This window comes from Sphingomonas azotifigens NBRC 15497 (assembly GCF_002091475.1).
Taxonomy (GTDB): domain Bacteria; phylum Pseudomonadota; class Alphaproteobacteria; order Sphingomonadales; family Sphingomonadaceae; genus Sphingomonas; species Sphingomonas azotifigens.
This window is the reverse complement of the sequence record NZ_BCTR01000002.1, coordinates 1-15,786: the sequence shown is the minus strand read 5'-3', so window position 1 is coordinate 15,786 and position 15,786 is coordinate 1. Positions and strand designations below refer to the sequence as shown.

Below are 15,786 nucleotides of genomic sequence, written 5' to 3'. Positions count from 1 at the left end.
CGGCACGGGCTAAGGCGAAGGAGACGGGCATCCCATCGGTCTGGAACGTTCATGGCCGAAACGTATGGCAAAGATCACCGATCCCGGCGTTCGCTTGCGGCGGCAGGTGTCGACCGACACACGTCTTTTCGACCACCGAATGGAACCGGCCGTACAGGCCGAATGCGGCCGTTAGCAGCACCGATGCCTCTGGGCACTGGGCGCCGAAGCCGGTCCTTCGCCCGCCGCCGATCGCCCGCGCGTGACCATCACCAGGTCGAGCTGTCGGCCAGTGAGCGGCAAGAACTACGCGATAGGATATACCCCCCCTCTGTACGTGCAGGAAGACTGCCTTTGACGTACTTCGCGAGAGCAAGCCGCGGTATCAATGTGGCGCTGTCTGTCCCGGGCATGAGTTTACCTTCCGGCGACCGCCTGCATCGATCTTCCGGGCGCGGCCTTCCTGGCTTAGCGGCGTTGCCGCCATATCAATACGGCCCATCAACGTGCCCGGGTCGCGATGAAGCGCCAGTCTGCGACCGCGGCGAAGCGATGCGGCTTGGCGCGGCGGGCGTACACGTCGCTATCGAGTATCGCGCGGAGGTCAGCGAAGCTTTCGTAGCGGACGACGACGATGTCGTCCCAATGGTCGTCCGGTCCGGCAAGCAGGCCGTGGATGCGCTGGCCCGCATAGAGCAGCTGCGGCGTCACGCCGACGGCTTCGCACGCGGCGCGGAAGCCGCCGACATAGCCCTCGTAATAGCCACTGCGAGAATCCGGCTTTGCCGCGGTGAATCTATCCGGATAGTCGGGCACCTCGCGGAACTTCACGAGATTCACCATCACCATTGGGCCGCCGCCAATAGCCCGCGCGGCTTCGTCCAGGGCGATATCGTCGAGCTCGTTCGCTTGCATTCCCGTACACCTCCAAATTTCCATGAGGCTAGTATCGCGATATGCGCACGGCGCGTGTAGGGATGCTGGGAGCAGGATCGAGTTGCCGCCATGTCCACACCGCCCAACGTTCAGAGGCTCCTGAACCTGCTCCATTTCGCGCGGGTGGTGGATGCGGGATCGTTCGCGGAGGCGGCGCGCCGCGCAGGCACGACGACCTCGGCACTGTCCAAGGCAGTCTCCCGCTTCGAGAAGGCGAACGCGGTGCGGCTGCTCCATCGCACCACCCATGCGATCTCGCTGACGCCCGAGGGCGAACGCCTGCTCGAAGGCGCGCGCGACCTGCTTCGCGAGGCGGAAAGGCTCGAGGCTCTTCTAGATCATGCGAAGGCGAGCGGGTCCGGCGGGCGAATCCGGCTGAGCGCGCCGGCGCCCTTCCTCCGCGCCAGACTGGCGCGGCAGGTGCCCGCCATCCTTCGCGCGAACGCGGACATCGAGCTCGAACTCAAGATCGACGACGGCACGCTCGATCTCGCGGCCGAGGGCATCGACATCGCAATCCGTTTCGGTGCGCTTGCCGGCTATGCGAACATGGTCTCGACGCCACTCGGCAGCTTCCCGTGGGTGCTGTGCGCGACGCCGCGCTATGTGGAGATCATGGGCACGCCGCAATCACCGGCGGACCTCGACGCGCACCACCAGATCGGCTTTCGCGATCCCGGCTCGGGGCGCGTGATGGGGTGGCAATTCGCCGATCCGGGCAGCGGCGCTCTGTTTCGACACGTGCCGCGCCCGCGCATCGTGGTGGAGGATCTGGGCGCGATCTGGGCGATGATGCGCCAAGGCTTGGGGCTTGTCTGGATACCCGCCTGGGTCGGCCTGGGGCCGTTGCGCGACGGTCGGGTTGTCGAGCTTCTGCGTGCGTGGCGCGTGCAGGAGACGCCGATTCACGCCATACGCCTGGAGCGGCGCCATACCCCATCGCGGGTTCGCTCCGTGCTGGATGGTCTCAAGGCGGTGGCGACAGACTGGCGATATCTCGGTTGATGACCGCCGCCGCATGGCGCCCTTCGCGCGGGCACCACTGGCCAATCCCGGCCGACGCGCTCCGTTCCGAGCGGCCGTTTGCCGAGCTGGACAAGGCGGTCCTGCGCCGGGCAGGGCGGCGTGAGCTGAGCGCGAACGCCGAAAGCGGTGCGCCGCTCGAGGAGATGCCGCTCGACGAGCGGAGCGGCCGCATCATGCGCATGTCGCTCGCCGACTGTCACGTCCCCGTGCATCGCGACGTGCCCGACATCGACCTGCTGTGGACCGACATTCCCGATCCCGCACCCCGCTCGGCGCGCGCTAGATCGGCGAAATCGGAACGACAGGGTGGCGGTAGCGGCCGCCAATGCGGTGTTCAATGCGACGGGCAAGTGGGCACGGGACCTGCCCCTTGCGCTCGACAGGCTGGTCTCGCCTGTGGATCGGCACGGTCCCGCCGATCGAGGTGACGTCCGTCAAGCAGCCCGAGCAGATATCCCCAAGCGGGTATCGAGCGACCAGGCGACCGCCCCGTGCATGGCGATCAGCAGCGCGACGACGCCGAGAAGGATCGGATATTCGATACCTCGATCGATCCATGGATAGGTCGGCCCCAGCGCAAAGCAGATTGCCACCATCTGGACCGCGAGCATCGGCGCGAACAGGCGAGTCGCGAAGCCGATTGCGATCGCCAGCCCGCCAAAGCTTTCGAGCAGCGCCACGACCAACGCCAGTTGCGGTGCGAAGGGCAGGCCCAGCGCGTTCTCGATCAGGTGGGCCGATCCCGCCATTGGATCGGCCATGGAGCCATGGGGGCTGCCGGTCAGCTTCGGCAGCCCGTGAGTCATGATGGTGATGCCGAAGGCCATCCGGAGCAGAACATAGCTTGCCACGCGCCCGCGAACGTAAAAACCTTCGAGGGCGGGAAAGCGCAGTCGAGGCGCTTGCGTCGTCGCGCGGAAGGATGGGGCCGCCATGTCCAACTCCTTTACATGTTTCGTTGAAGACAACAGTATCGTGGAAGTGCGGCCGCTCAAGCAGTTGGAGCTGAATTCACCATTCCATGTGCAGCAACAATCTCTGGTTGATGTGCGATGCCTATCGGCGCATCTGAGGGCGCATGGATCGCTTCGAAACCATGCGGCTCTTTGTCCGGATCGTGGAACGCGGAAATTTTGCGGGCGCGGCGAGAGACCTGGGATTCCCCCGCGCCACGGTCACCCGCGCCATCCAGCAACTGGAAGGGCATCTCGGTGCGCGGCTGCTGGAGCGCACGACCCGCGCTGTCCGGCCGACGGACGATGGGATTGTCTACTATGGCCGATGCGTCCAGCTTCTGGCGGACCTCGACGCGATCGAAAGTGGATTTCGACCGTCCGAACCCAAGGGGCCGTTGTGCGTCGACATGCAGGGCACGCTCGCGCGGTTTTTCGTCTTGCCGGCGCTTCCCGACTTCCTGCGCCAGCATCCGGCGATCGAGCTCCGGCTGAGCGAGGCCGATCGCATGGTGGATCTGGTCGAGGAAGGCATCGACTGCGTGCTGCGCGCGGGAGTGCTGCCGGACTCCTCGCTCGTTGGCCGGAAGGTAGCGGAATCCACGCAGGCTACCTTGGCGAGTCCCGACTATCTGGACCGTTTCGGCATGCCCTCGGCGCTGGAGGATCTTCCCAGCCATCGGATGGTCGCCTACGCCGCATCCGCCTCCGGCCAGCCATACGCGCTCGACTTTGTGGCGGACGGAGGGACGCGAGAGGTGCTGCTGCCCTTCGACGTCACCGTCCGCGGGGCCGAACTCTACACGGCGGCGGGCGTTGCCGGTTTCGGACTCATCCAGGTTCCGCGCTATCGCGTGCAGCACCAGATCGATGCGGGCGCGCTTGTCCCTGTCCTCGAGCATTCTCCGCCGCCGCCCATGCCGATATCGGTGCTTTACCCCGGCCACCGTACCGTATCACCGCGGACGAGAGTGTTCGCCGACTGGCTGGCCGCGTTGTTCGAGCGACTTCAGGCGGAGGGCCGGCTGTAAGCCGCCTCTGGCTTCATCGGCGAACCGAGCGATGCGGGACATAGCTCAAGCGAACCGGACGCCTGCAAGCTTGCACGATTCCTCCCATAGTCGCGCTGCCGAAACACCGTTCAGGGCCGGGGCAGGGGGCTTTTCGAGCGCCGGATAGCCGCGCGTGCCGCCCAGAGCGTGGGGGCCGTAATAGCCGCCGTCCTGCGCGGAAGGCTCGGTGGCGGCAAAGAGCGTCGGCAGCGCGCCCTGCCAGGCGGGCTGGAACAGGAAGGGCAGGAAGCGTCGTAGCCGCCCGGAGACGCTCTGCGGACCCGCGCCGTTCGCGATCAGGTCCGTGCGGGTGATGCCGGGATGCGCCGCCATGCTGGCGATGCCCCAGCCGTGCCAATGGCTTTGCCGACTGAGCTCCAGCGCGAACATCAGGCAGGCCAGCTTGGACTGGCTGTAGACCGGCATCGGCCGATAGCTGTGCTCGGCCTGCAGGTCCTCGAAAGCGATCGCGCCGCCGCGTGCGGCGACGCTGCTCAGCGTCACCACCCGCGGTTGCGTTCCCCGCTTGAGCAGCGGCAGCAGTCGGGCGGTGAGCGCGAAATGGCCGAGATAGTTGGTGCCGAACTGCAGTTCGAAGCCGTCGCTGGTCTCCAGCCGCGTCGGCGGCGCCATGACCGCGGCGTTGTTGATCAGGAGGTCCAGCCCCTCCTGCTGGTCCGCCAGGCGCTCGGCGAACCGCGCGACCGATTCCAGGCTGGCGAGGTCGAGAAGTTCGAACCGTACCGTCGCGCCCGGGGCCGCCGCGTGGACGGCGGCAACCGCCTGGGCGCCCTTGTCGGGGTTGCGACCGGCGATCACCACCGCGACGCCCGCGCGGGCGAGCGCTTGGGCGTCCTCCAGGGCCAGGCCCCCGGTGCCGGTGACGACGGCCGAACGGCCATGCTGCGGGGGGATGTCGGCGGCGGTCCAACGATTCATGTCTGTTCTCGGATCAGGTGCAACTGCCGCCGGAATAGCGAGGCGCCCGGCGCCCCGCTTGCCCGAAGCCACGGAAAACCTGTCCGATCCTCGCTTTCGTGGCGCAGCGGGCGCTACCGCCCTGTCACCGCCGCGATCAGCGCCTTGCGCTCGAGCACGTCGCGCTTCGGCGCGATGCCGAAGGTGCGGCTATATTCGCGGGTGAACTGCGACGTGCTTTCATAGCCGACCTGATAGGCGGCCGCGGTCACGTTCGCCGCATTGTCCAGCATCAGCCGGCGCGCCTCCATCAGCCGCAGCTGCTTCTGGAACTGGATCGGCGTCATCAGCGTCAGCGTCTTGAAATGCTGGTGGAAGGAGGAGGGGCTCATCCCCGCGGCCTCCGCGAGATCCTCGATCCGCAGCTTCTCGGCGAAGCGTTCGCGCAGCAGCCGGATCGCGCGGGTGATCCGCTCCAGATGCGTGTCGGCGATGAGCTGCTTGCAGATCTCCCCGCCCAGCGGCCCGGTCAGCAGCCAGTAATAGACCTCGCGCATCAACGAGGGGAACAGGATGGGCACCGCCTCGGGCGTCTTGGTCAGCCGCAGCATGCGGACGAGGCAATCGGCGAGCGAATCGGTCACCCGCGTCACGAAGATGCTGGGTCCGTCATGCTTGCCGGGCTTGGGCCGCTGCTCGAGCTGTTCGAGCACCTCGCGCAGCAGTTCCAGGTTGAAGTCGATCGTCATGCCGACGAAGGGCTCCCCCGGCGACGCCCCGACGATGCGGCCCGACGCCGGCATCTCCATGTTGACGATCAGGCATTCCATCGCGCCATATTCGAGCGAGTCGTCGCCGAACTCGATCTGCTTGAGACCCTCGACCACCACGCACAGCGACGGCAGATAGATCTGCCGGTTCGCGGGAACATGGCGCTTCGCGCGGATGACGTGCACTTCCGGCGCCGGCAGCGGAAACAGCCCCTCGCCGCCACCCCCCGCATCGATGTGCGCATACACAGCCTCCCGCAAGGCTGCAGCGGCGCGATCGTCCGGCGGCGCGACGGGCCGGGCGTGCGCGGCCCCGCCACGCACCGCGCCATTTGGAGGAAAAGGCAAGATTTTCGCGGTTTCCGGCATTCTGGTCATCGAAGACACCTTCTAACTTGATGGCGCAGATAAGCCGAGGTGTTTCCCGAAGATGACAGATCCAGCGATCCCGTCAACCCGAAATTTGTACCAATCCGCGGGCGAGGTCGTGGCGAATGAGGTGTTTCATCTTCGTGGATATAGAGAAGTTGGGTTCGTTGGAACGCTGTTGCTGGTAAGTATTGTATGTCAGGTTGACCGTATATTACCGTTTATCTTGATAGAACCGATAAAGCGCGATCTTGATTTGAGCGATGCGCAGATCGGCCTGGTAACCGGCCTGGCATCGGCGCTTTGCTATACGCTCTTTTCGCTGCCGATCGCCCGCACGGCCGATCGCGGCTCGCCCAGGCTGGTCTTGCTCGGCTGCGTCCTGGTCTGGAGCGCAATGACCGGGCTGGGCGGGCTCGCCACCAGCTTCGCCGCGCTCGCCGCCAGCCGCTTCGGCGTCGCCCTCGGCGAGGCCGGCGCGATTCCCGCCGCGCACGCGCTGATCGCCCGGCGGATCGCACCGGATCGTCGCGGCCGCGCGCTCGGGCTGTTTTCGATGGGCATTCCGCTCGGCACGATGCTGGGCTTCGCGCTGGGCGGCGTCGTCGCCGATGCGCATGGCTGGCGGACCGCGCTGCTCGGCGCCGGCATCGCGGGGGCCGTTCTGGCCATCCTCGTCGCCGGCATGGGCCCGACCCCGCCGTTGCGGCAGCAAGGGGAAAGCGTTCCGTTCCTGAAGACGGGCAGGGTGTTGCTGGCGTCGCGCGCGTTTCGCTGGCTGCTCCTCGCCGCCGTCGGCGTCGGCTTTGCGTCCGCGCCTTTCTACGCCTTTGCCGCGAGCTTCCTGATCCGTGTCCATGGGTTCAGCGCCGCGCAGGCGGGCCTCGCCTTCGGGCTGCTCCAGGGCAGCATGGGGCTGGTCGGCACGCTGCTGGGCGGGCGCGACTTCGATCGGCGGCGCAGCGCAGGCAACCGTTTCCTGCTCGCGACGCCGGCGACATTGTTCCTGGTGGCGGGCACCACCGCCAGCGTCGCGCTGTTCGTGCCGATCGGCTGGCTCGCGACCGCGCTGCTCGTGCCTACGATGCTGTCCTTCGCGTTCATGCTGCCCGGGGCCTTCGGCGCCGCGCATCTGGTCGCCGGCGCCGGCCATCAGGCGATGGCCTCGAGCATGGTCCTGATCGCGTCGGGGCTGCTGGGGCCGACGCTGGCGCCGCTGCTCGTCGGCGCGGCGAGCGATGCCGCGGGCGACGCGGGCATCCGCCACGGCCTGCGCTTCGGCCTGCTGCTCGTGCCGATCGCCAGCGTGCTCACCGCCGCGGCCATGCTGGTCGCCAACCGCCATATCGCCGCCGCCGGGAAACCAGCGATGGCCTGAGATCGGGTCTGCGGCGCCAGACCGCAGACCCGGCGAGGGAGCACCCACCGCCGCCCCTGGGCGGTGGGCGATCCCTCGAACCGCCGCCGGAGGCCACCCCCCTGCCTCCGGCGGCTACCCCCATGACGAGGAGTTTCGACCATGCGTATTCTGCTGCTGCTTTCCTTTGCCTGGACCACTGCGCTGACCAGCGCGACCGCCTATGCCCAGCAAGCCCCCGCCGAGGACGGCGGCGCCCATGGCATGGTCGCGCTCGGTGCCGGGGTGGTGCCCGAGTTCGACGGCGCCGGCGACGTGCGCCCCTTTCCTTTCGCCACCGCCGACATCCGCTGGCGCGGGGTCAACTTCCAGCTCCGCGGCACTGGTGCGCGTGTCGATCTGGTGTCCGATCCGCGCTTCGCCGCCGGGCCGGTGATCGGCCCGCGCCTGCCGCGACAGGATGTGGACGGGCGGCTCGGCCGGCTTCCCGAGATCGGCACCGCGGTCGAGGCGGGCGGGTTCGTCGGCTACCACATCGGCGGCAATGCCCAGGGGCAGGGCGGGGTGCAGCTGGAACTGTCCGTCGTGCATGACGTGTCCGATACGCATGACGGCCTGCTCGCGACCGCAAGCGCCTCCTACGCCGCCGTGCAGCGCCGCGACCTGTTCCTGTCCTTCGACCTGCGGACGACCTGGGCGGATGCGAACTATACCCGCACCTATTTCGGCATCGACGCGGCCGGCGCGGCGGCGAGTGGGCTCGCGGCCTACCGCCCGGGATCGGGGCTGCGCGACGTCGGCGGCGGGGTGACCGCGGGCTATTGGTTCGATCGCCATCTGGGCGTGATCGCCCATGCCAGCGCGGGCTATCTGGTGGGCGATGCGGCCGACAGCCCGGTCACGCGCGAAGGCAGCCGCTGGCAGCCGATCGCCGGCCTGATGCTCGCCTATCGCTTCTGAATGCAGCCCGGCGCAGGCCGAGGACGGCCGGCGCCGGGCTCGCCCTGGCGACCAACACCCGACTGGAGCCCCACCATGCCCTATCTGCTCACCGTCAACGGGCAGCGCCACCGGATCGAGGCGGATGGCGAGACGCCGCTTCTCTGGGTCCTGCGCGACACGGCCCATCTGACCGGCACGAAATATGGATGCGGTGCCGCCCAATGCGGTGCGTGCACGGTCCATCTCGACGGCGCCCCGGTGCGGTCCTGCTCGGTGCCGCGCAACGCGCTGGGTACGGCCGAGGTGACGACGATCGAAGGTGTCGATGGCCCGCGGGCGCAGGCAGTGCGCAATGCCTGGGTGGCACGCTGTTCGCCCCCGACCTGAGATCGATAAAGATGCGGCTGGCGCGGCCGTGCTTCAGCGTGTTGGTCGTTCCCTCCTGAACGATCCGGAACAACTGGACCAGCTGCGAGGGATCGAGATCGGGCAGTGGGCGACGCGCCGTATCGCGCCAGCGCAATTCGATGCCCTGCTGGGACAGCCGTGGCGCGATGCGCTCGCGCATGATGGCAAGGGCAACGTCGAGACCATCGTCACAGATGTCCATGGCGTCGATGATATTGCGCAGATCCGCGTGGCGTTCGCGGCGTGCAGGCTAATACCAACCTGCACGGAGAAGAACCTATCTTCGTTCTCCACATCGTCACCCCGGCGACAGCCGGGGTCCATTGCGGTCTCGCTGTCGGGGTTTGCTGAGACCGAGTGGCGAATGGATCCCGGCTGTCGCCGGGATGACGGGGAGAGGCTGGAGGAGTCGGTATCAACGCAGCCTGGTATAAGATCCTTTTTCGAGCGCCAGAATTTGCCCCTCCGACACCAGCCGCTGCCGCAGCCGCGCATAGGGGACAGTCTGCACGGGCAGCTTGCCCTTGATCGCCAGATCCGCGGCAGCCGCCGCAGACTGGCCCAGGATCATGAAGACCGGTTCCATCCGGATGGTCCCATAGGCGATGTGCGATGCCGACAGGGCGACCGGGACCAGGAGGTTTTGCGCCTCCTTGCGCTTCGGCACGATCGCATCATAGCTGATCGGATAGGCGTGACCGACCGGCACCTCGATATTGCCCTCGTTGCGGACATGGCCGCGGGCGTCGACGATGCGCTGCGTATTATGCGAATCCATCTGGTACGAGCCCATGCCGATCGGCCGCGGCGTCGGCTGCAGGCCGCGCACCTGCGGTTCCGCCATCACGAAATCGGACACCATCCGTCGCGCCTCGCGGACATACATTTCGCGCGGCCAGCCGGCATTCGCGACGAATTCGTCCCGGCACAGGCCCCAGCGACCCATCTCGGCGCGGGTTTCCGGCGGCACCCCTGGATCGTGCGCCATGAACCACAACAGGCCCTGCTGGTACCGGACATGCGCGCGCGCGATCGCCTCGCGCTCCGCATCGCTGCCTTCCGGATAGCGATAGTTCCCGCCGATATTGTCGGTGGAGAAGGCGCCGAAATTGTTCACATCGGCCTTGCCGTTGGGAATGCGATCGAACTTCTGGAAGAAGTTGCGATACCCTGCGTCCATATAGCGCTGGAGCAGCGCATATTGACCGGGATCATACCCCGGGGGCTTGGGCAGCGGCAGGCGGTTCGACGCCACGTCGGTCAGGCACAACCGGTAGGTATAGGCCTGGATCTTGGTATCGGCGCTGCCGTCCGGTGCCGGCTTCTCGGCGCTGATTCGCGGCAGCAGCCCGCTGCCGGGATCGCCGGGCACCCTGTACGGGTCGATGTCGAGCGTGAACTGGTGGTTGGTCGTTCTGCCGAGCTGAACCCCGTTCAGCGTCTCGCCATAGGCGGCGTTCGCCTCCCGCCCGACCGTGAAGGAAACGCCGGCGGCCGCCATCAGGTCGCCTTCATAGCTCGCATCGATGAACATGCGTCCGGCGAAGCGCCGTCCCGCCTTCGATCGAAAGGCAATCAGCGTCGCGCCGCGTCGCTCTACGCCGTGGCGGCTGCGATCGAGCGGCTGGTGCCGCTCCACTCGGACGCCGGCGGCGCGCACCCAATCCTCCAAGATGCGCTCCGCGACCTTGGGTTCGAACTGCCACATCGCGCCGTCGTCGATGAAGTTCTCGGCCCGTGCCGGTCGCGGCGCGTGGGTCCAGGCGGCGGGATCGTCGTAGTGGCGCTTCACCCGGCGATAGAATTCGAGCGCGAGCCCGCCGATCGCGCGGTGGTTGCCGGTGTCGGACCAGCTCAGCCCATTGGTGGTCATCCCGCCGAGATAGGAGTCGCGGCACACCAGCGTCACCGTCCGCTCCAGCCGGCGCGCCTCGATCGCCGCCATCACCCCGCCCGCGGTGCAGCCATAGACGACAATGTCGGCCGCCGGCGCGGCATCGCGGGCTGCCGCGGGCGGCGCGAAGACGGCCAGTGCCGGGGCGGCGGCGACGCTGGCGAACCGGGTTATGCGCGACCGCATCAGAAGGTCGCTGCCAGACCGAAGAACACCCGCCGATCCTCGCGCGCGCTGCTCAGCAGCCGGTTGCGGTTCTGCAGATATTGCACCTCGCCCGCCTTGGTGAGGTTGATCGCCTCCAGCGTCAGCCGCACCTTCTTGGTCAGGTTGACCTGGCCCGAAAAGTCCAGCTGTCCGCGGCCGGCGGCATAGGAGCTGCCGCCCGCCGCCGCGCTGCCCTGGCCCTGCAGATAGGCATTGCGATGGATATAGGCGAGGCGCAGCGACAGCAGCTTGTCCTCGTAATAGCCGATCAGATTGTAGCTGTGCCGCGAAAGCCCGGGGAGCGGCAGGCGTGCCTTGGTCGCTTCGTCGATCAGCGGGGTCTCGCTGTCCACATAGGTATAGTTCGCCTGGACGCCGAGATTGTTGAACGGCGCAGGCAGGAAGCGCAGCGATTGCTGGAAGGCAAGCTCGAAGCCCTTGATCTTGCCCGATTCGCCGTTGACCGGCTGGGTAATCTGGAACGTCCCATAGGTTTCGGACACGCCGGGGATGAATTCTTCCTGCGTCAGGTTGATCGTGAAGGAATCGACGTTCTTGTAGAATAGCGCGCCGGTCAGCGCGCTGGCGGGCGCGAAATACCATTCGAGCGTCGCGTCATACTGGGTCGCCTCGTACGGGCGCAGATTGGGGTTGCCGCGGTTGCCGGTGCGCGAGACCAGCAGTGGCACGAAGCTGACCGCGACGTCGGCAAGACTGGGCCGGGCCACCACCTTGGCCGCGGCGACGCGGAAGCTGAGATCGTCGCGGATCGCCAGCGACAGGTTCGCGCTGGGCAGCCAATAATGGAAGGTAGGCTTGGCCGCCGTCGGCTGCGTGTCCGACAGATAGCCGGACGAAAGCCGCTCCTGGCTGACATAGCGCATTCCGGCATTGCCGGTCAGCGCCATCCCGCCGATCGTCGTCTCGATATTGCCCTTGGCATAGAACGCCAGCGTATCCTGCGTCACGTCCTTGATCGATACCCGTCCCAGCGGGATCGTCTCGGCGGTCGGCTTGGGCAGGTGGAAGGCGGCGCGGGCGGCGGCGGAATCGAGATGCCCGTCGAGCAGCTGGCGCGGAAAGGTGCCGCCCACGCCCGGATAATAGTCGATTGTTCCGCTGTAGCGGACGCCGGGAAGCTCGTTCACGGAGATGATCCCGTCGCCATTCGTGTCGCCCAGCGCCAGCAGCCCGGCCACGCCGGGGATGTTCTGCGGCGCCTCCGAATAGAGGCTGAGATGCTCGAAGCGCGACCCGAGCTCGACCGAGGAGAGCGGCCCGGCATTGGTGTGGATCTTGAAGTCCACCCGGCCGTCGAAGCCGTCATTGTTGGTGACGATGGCCCCGTCGAAAATCGAGTTCAGCCGATATTGCGAGGGATCGAGCGCGTTGAAGTTGGTGGCGAGGGCGATGTTCGGCACGGCATTGCCGGTCAGGAAGTCGAAGCTCGCGTTGGCGACGTTGCCGTTCTTCTGCACGACGACATAGGTCATCGAACTGCCGTTTGCGGGTTCGGAGCTGGCCTTGCTGTACGAAGCGTCCATCGAAACCTCGACCAGGCTGCCCTTGTACGCGGTCGAAAAGCCGATGTTGGTCGATTTGAGCAGGGTGGGGGCGTCGTAGATCAGCGGACGCACCGTCACGTTGTTGAGCGTGCCGCTGACGATGGTGCCGCTGGCATCGGCCTTGGCGCCGCTGTCATTGTCGTTGAGCAGGATCTGGTTGTTGATGCCGACGCGTCCGATATCGAGCCGCGAATAGGTCCCGTCGAGGATGATTTCCCAATGGTCGTCCGGGCGGAACTGTACAGATCCCTGCGCGGTCAGACGGCGCTGGTCGCGCTTGTCCACCTTTTGCATCAGCCGGTTGGGCCGGACCAGCCCCGCATCGTCCACGCCGTCGCCATTGCCGTCGATGGCGTTGGTCCGCGTCCAGCCGCCGCTGTCGAAGCCATAGGCCAGGGTGTGGATATCGGAATAGGCGACCGTGCCCAGGATGCCGAAACGCTCGCCGAACGTCTTCGAGACCAGTGCCGACCCGCGATAGCCCAGCTTGTCGGCCTGGTCGGCATACATGCCCTGGATGCGGCCGCTCGCCACGAAGTCTCCCAGCTCGAGCGGACGCTTGGTCTTCAGGTTGACGGTGGCGCCCAGCGCGCCTTCGGGCATGTCGGCGGTGGGGGTCTTGCTCACCACGATGCTGGAAATGATTTCGGGGCTCAGCGATTCGAGCGAGGCGCCGCCGCCGCTGCTCGGACCCAGGAACGAGCGGCCGTTGATCTCCAGCCGGTTCTGGGAAATCCCGCGCACGGTGAAGTTCGATCCTTCGCCTTCGCTGCGGGTGATCTGGACGCCGGTAATCCGGCTCATCGATTCCGCGACATTCTGGTCGGGAAGCTTGCCGATGTCCTGCGAGGTGATGACGTCGACGATGTTCCCGGCAGCGCGCTTGACGTTGATCGATTGCTGCAGCGAGGCGCGGATGCCGGTGACGACGATCTCCTCGCCGCCGCTCGGCTCCTGCTGCGGCGCAGGCTCCGCCGTCACTTGCATCGGCGCAGGCTGGATCTGGGCGACGGCGGGGGTGAGCGACACCCGCTCGTTGGCCGCGCGGCGGCGCAGCACGATCGCGCCCCCTGCGCGCACCGGCACCAGATCCGTTCCGTCGAGCAGGCGGCGCAGCGCCGCGGCGACGTCGAGCGATCCCCGCACGGGATTGACCCGGAGGTTGTCCGCCAAGGGTCCCGGCACGAGGATCTGGATCCCGGCCTGATGCGCGAACCGGGGAATCCCGGTACGGGCCGGCTGTGCCGATATGTCGAATTGGCGGGTCTGCGCCGTCGCGGCAGCCATCGGCGCAACCGAGGCGACGACCAGCGTCGCGGAGCCGATCATTGGAGAACGCAAGGAAACCATCGGTGAACCTCTCCCTGTGCGGCGCCTTCTGTTTCGAGGCACTCACACCGTACGAGCCGGCGAGCCGGCGATTCCGTCAGCGCGCCTCCGCCTTTTTGCGCGCGATGCGGATTTCCTGGGGCGTTGTGGTTACCTGTGCGTCGAACGATGTGGCCAGCGTGGCGGCAAAATCACCGGGCTTGTCGATCTGGAACAGGCCGATCAGCCGCGCATGCGCCAGTTGCTGATCCTCGATCACGAGCTGCTGGCGATTATAGCGGTTGAACTGGGCAACCGCGTTGGAGACGGTTTCATTCTCCAGCGCGATCTCGCCGCTGCGCCAGGCCAGCGCACGGGTGATCGCGGCAGGTGCGGTGCCGACGACGGGCGTTGCTGCACCGGCATGAAAGCGCGCGAACTGGCCTGCATCGATGATCGTCATCGCGCCGCTGGCGTTTGCCGCCCAAACCGCCACGGTCCCCTCGGTCACGGCGACGATTACGCCCTGATCGCGTCGTTCCACCGAGAAGGCGGTTCCCACCGCCCGCACGAGCGCGATGCCGGCATCCACGACGAACGGGCGGGCGCGATCCTTGGCAACCTGGAACCAGGCCTGGCCATGATCGAGCGAAATGCGGCGGATGTTCCGCTCCAGGGCGACGCTGAGCGCGCTGTCGGTATTGATCATCGCGACCGATCCGTCGGCAAGCGGAAGCCGGCGGATCTCGCCGCGTGCCGTTTCGACATGCTGCGCGCGCCAATAGTGCCATCCGAACAGCCCGGTGATGCTCGCGGCGAGCGCGACGCCTGCGCCGGCGAGAAACCGGCGGCGCACCTCCGACGACGGCCGCGCCGGCTCGATGCGATCCGCGCGCGGTGCGATCGCCTGATCGACGAGGCTCAGCCCGGCCATTGCGCGCAGGAGCGCGCCCGCATGGCCGGGATCTTCCGCCAGCCACGCCTCGATTTGGGCCTCCCCCGCCGGATCGAGCGGGTGGCGCAGCGCCCATTCGGCGGCCGCTTGCTCAACGCGATCGGACATGGGCTCTTTCCTCCGTCGCCGGGGGGACGATCTCGTCCGGTTCGGTCAGCATCCGCAGGATCGCGCGAAGGCTGCGGCTGGCATCATTTTCCACCACCGCCTCGGTCACGCCCAGCTGTGCGGCGATTTCTTTCTGGCTGAGCCCGTCGACGCGACGAAGGAGGAAGATCCTGCGCGCGCGGTGGGAGAGGGTGCCCAGCGCGGCGCGCACCCGATCAAGTTCCTGGCGCCCCGCCGCAATCCGATCCGGCGAGGGCAGGTCGCTCGCCAGTTCGCGTCCCTCGCCTTCGGCAATGGGCTCGATCCGAACGACGCGGGCGCGCTGCCGCTGCCGGTGGGCCAGGTTCCGCGCCATGGCGAACAAATAGGCCCGCGGCTCGGCGATATGGGACACGTCGGAGAGCTGTGAAAGCCGGCAATAACATTCCTGCACGATGTCCTCCACGTCCTCGGTCGCCACGACGCGCGACCGCAACCAACCACGAAGGTCGCGTTCGTGGGGTAGGATCTCCCGCCCCACCCATGCCGCCAATGCCGTCCGTTCCGTGGCTGCTCTCCTCTCCGCATCCTTCGAGACATGAGGGCGCATTTTCCGTCAGCACCAAATAGCGCCGCCAGTTGGCAGATGCCATGCGGGTGTGCCCGAGAGGGAGTCGCTCGACAGCATCGGATAAGCACTTCAAAACTTCCGAGCGTGTTCCAGGCCTGCGGCATAGACGAGGCCGGTGCCACGGGGCTGGTGCAGAAGCTGCACGGCAAGCCGATGCCCTCGATGCCGAAGCCATAGGTGAGGCGGTGCAGCGCCCCATGATGCGGTTCGTCTCGGGCGCGGTGTCATTACCGCGATCGCCGCTACCGTTGCTGACCCCGAGCAGTTCAAATCGGGCCGACAATCTGCCGCTCGGCTCGGCCAGACCCGAAAGCAGCAGTCCGCGGGCGGAAAGACGAAGCTGGTCGGCCTATCGAAGCAAGGCGACAGATACCTGCGCCGGTTATACCAGGCTGCGTTGATACCGGCTCCTCCAGCCTCTCCCCGTCA

Annotated in this window: 14 protein-coding genes and 1 pseudogene; 7 read left to right on the top strand and 8 right to left on the bottom strand. The window is 67.0% G+C overall.

Translation table 11 applies throughout. From position 1 onward, the window contains the following. Window positions 1–480 precede the first annotated feature (480 nt). On the bottom strand, window positions 481–894 hold the full coding sequence (locus tag SAZ01S_RS01460) for a hypothetical protein (RefSeq protein ID WP_084579353.1): 414 nt from the start codon (window positions 892–894) through the stop codon (window positions 481–483). A gap of 90 nt (window positions 895–984) precedes the next feature. Here SAZ01S_RS01460 and SAZ01S_RS01455 point away from each other — a divergent pair, with 90 nt between their 5' ends. After that, on the top strand, window positions 985–1,920 hold the full coding sequence (locus SAZ01S_RS01455; protein WP_084579351.1) for a LysR family transcriptional regulator: 936 nt from the start codon (window positions 985–987) through the stop codon (window positions 1,918–1,920). After that, window positions 1,920–2,369 carry a xanthine dehydrogenase family protein molybdopterin-binding subunit gene (locus SAZ01S_RS24695; RefSeq protein WP_167693029.1) on the top strand — a complete coding sequence of 150 codons (450 nt, stop codon included), beginning with the start codon at window positions 1,920–1,922 and terminating at the stop codon, window positions 2,367–2,369. Before SAZ01S_RS01455 ends, SAZ01S_RS24695 begins: the two co-directional genes overlap by 1 nt. Window positions 2,370–2,375: 6 nt before the next feature. On the opposite strand, the gene SAZ01S_RS01445 is transcribed toward SAZ01S_RS24695, so the two are convergent. Next, the gene (locus SAZ01S_RS01445; protein ID WP_084579349.1) at window positions 2,376–2,876 is read right to left on the bottom strand and encodes a DoxX family protein; all 501 of its coding nucleotides are present in this window, start codon (window positions 2,874–2,876) and stop codon (window positions 2,376–2,378) included. 143 nt (window positions 2,877–3,019) lie between these two features. On the opposite strand from SAZ01S_RS01445, the gene SAZ01S_RS01440 reads away from it, so the two are divergent. Then, complete coding sequence (locus SAZ01S_RS01440; RefSeq protein WP_084579347.1) at window positions 3,020–3,925, top strand: LysR family transcriptional regulator; 906 nt, start codon at window positions 3,020–3,022, stop codon at window positions 3,923–3,925. A 45-nt stretch (window positions 3,926–3,970) separates the two neighbouring features. Here SAZ01S_RS01440 and SAZ01S_RS01435 read toward each other — a convergent pair whose 3' ends face one another. Both SAZ01S_RS01435 and SAZ01S_RS01430 read right to left on the bottom strand, forming a co-directional pair. Next, window positions 3,971–4,885 carry an SDR family oxidoreductase gene (locus SAZ01S_RS01435; protein ID WP_084579345.1) on the bottom strand — a complete coding sequence of 305 codons (915 nt, stop codon included), beginning with the start codon at window positions 4,883–4,885 and terminating at the stop codon, window positions 3,971–3,973. 113 nt (window positions 4,886–4,998) lie between these two features. Next, the gene (locus SAZ01S_RS01430; protein ID WP_245824492.1) at window positions 4,999–5,883 is read right to left on the bottom strand and encodes an AraC family transcriptional regulator; all 885 of its coding nucleotides are present in this window, start codon (window positions 5,881–5,883) and stop codon (window positions 4,999–5,001) included. Between the two features lie 181 nt (window positions 5,884–6,064). Between SAZ01S_RS01430 and SAZ01S_RS01425 the strand changes: the two genes are divergently transcribed. The 3 genes from SAZ01S_RS01425 to SAZ01S_RS01415 all read left to right on the top strand — a co-directional run bounded on the left by SAZ01S_RS01425 (window position 6,065) and on the right by SAZ01S_RS01415 (window position 8,689). Then, entirely contained in the window at window positions 6,065–7,381 is a 1,317-nt protein-coding gene (locus SAZ01S_RS01425; RefSeq protein ID WP_084579341.1) for an MFS transporter, read from the top strand. A 141-nt stretch (window positions 7,382–7,522) separates the two neighbouring features. After that, window positions 7,523–8,320: a MipA/OmpV family protein gene (locus SAZ01S_RS01420; protein WP_084579339.1), complete on the top strand. Its 798-nt coding sequence runs from the start codon at window positions 7,523–7,525 to the stop codon at window positions 8,318–8,320. A 75-nt stretch (window positions 8,321–8,395) separates the two neighbouring features. Continuing rightward, window positions 8,396–8,689: a (2Fe-2S)-binding protein gene (locus SAZ01S_RS01415; RefSeq protein WP_084579337.1), complete on the top strand. Its 294-nt coding sequence runs from the start codon at window positions 8,396–8,398 to the stop codon at window positions 8,687–8,689. 436 nt (window positions 8,690–9,125) lie between these two features. Here SAZ01S_RS01415 and SAZ01S_RS01410 read toward each other — a convergent pair whose 3' ends face one another. The 4 genes from SAZ01S_RS01410 to SAZ01S_RS01395 all read right to left on the bottom strand — a co-directional run bounded on the left by SAZ01S_RS01410 (window position 9,126) and on the right by SAZ01S_RS01395 (window position 15,267). Beyond that, complete coding sequence (locus SAZ01S_RS01410) at window positions 9,126–10,790, bottom strand: FAD-dependent oxidoreductase (RefSeq protein ID WP_084579335.1); 1,665 nt, start codon at window positions 10,788–10,790, stop codon at window positions 9,126–9,128. Then, window positions 10,790–13,705, bottom strand: a complete 2,916-nt coding sequence (locus tag SAZ01S_RS01405) for a TonB-dependent receptor (RefSeq protein WP_084579333.1) — start codon at window positions 13,703–13,705, stop codon at window positions 10,790–10,792. The genes SAZ01S_RS01410 and SAZ01S_RS01405 overlap by 1 nt, the downstream gene beginning before the upstream one ends. Window positions 13,706–13,802: 97 nt before the next feature. Beyond that, window positions 13,803–14,747 (bottom strand): FecR family protein, encoded by a 945-nt coding sequence (locus SAZ01S_RS01400; protein ID WP_084579331.1) that lies wholly within the window; start codon window positions 14,745–14,747, stop codon window positions 13,803–13,805. Next, on the bottom strand, window positions 14,731–15,267 hold the full coding sequence (locus SAZ01S_RS01395; RefSeq protein ID WP_084579495.1) for an RNA polymerase sigma factor: 537 nt from the start codon (window positions 15,265–15,267) through the stop codon (window positions 14,731–14,733). The genes SAZ01S_RS01400 and SAZ01S_RS01395 overlap by 17 nt, the downstream gene beginning before the upstream one ends. Window positions 15,268–15,571: 304 nt before the next feature. On the opposite strand from SAZ01S_RS01395, the pseudogene SAZ01S_RS01390 reads away from it, so the two are divergent. Beyond that, window positions 15,572–15,786, top strand: a pseudogene (locus SAZ01S_RS01390) (transposase); the annotation flags it as partial.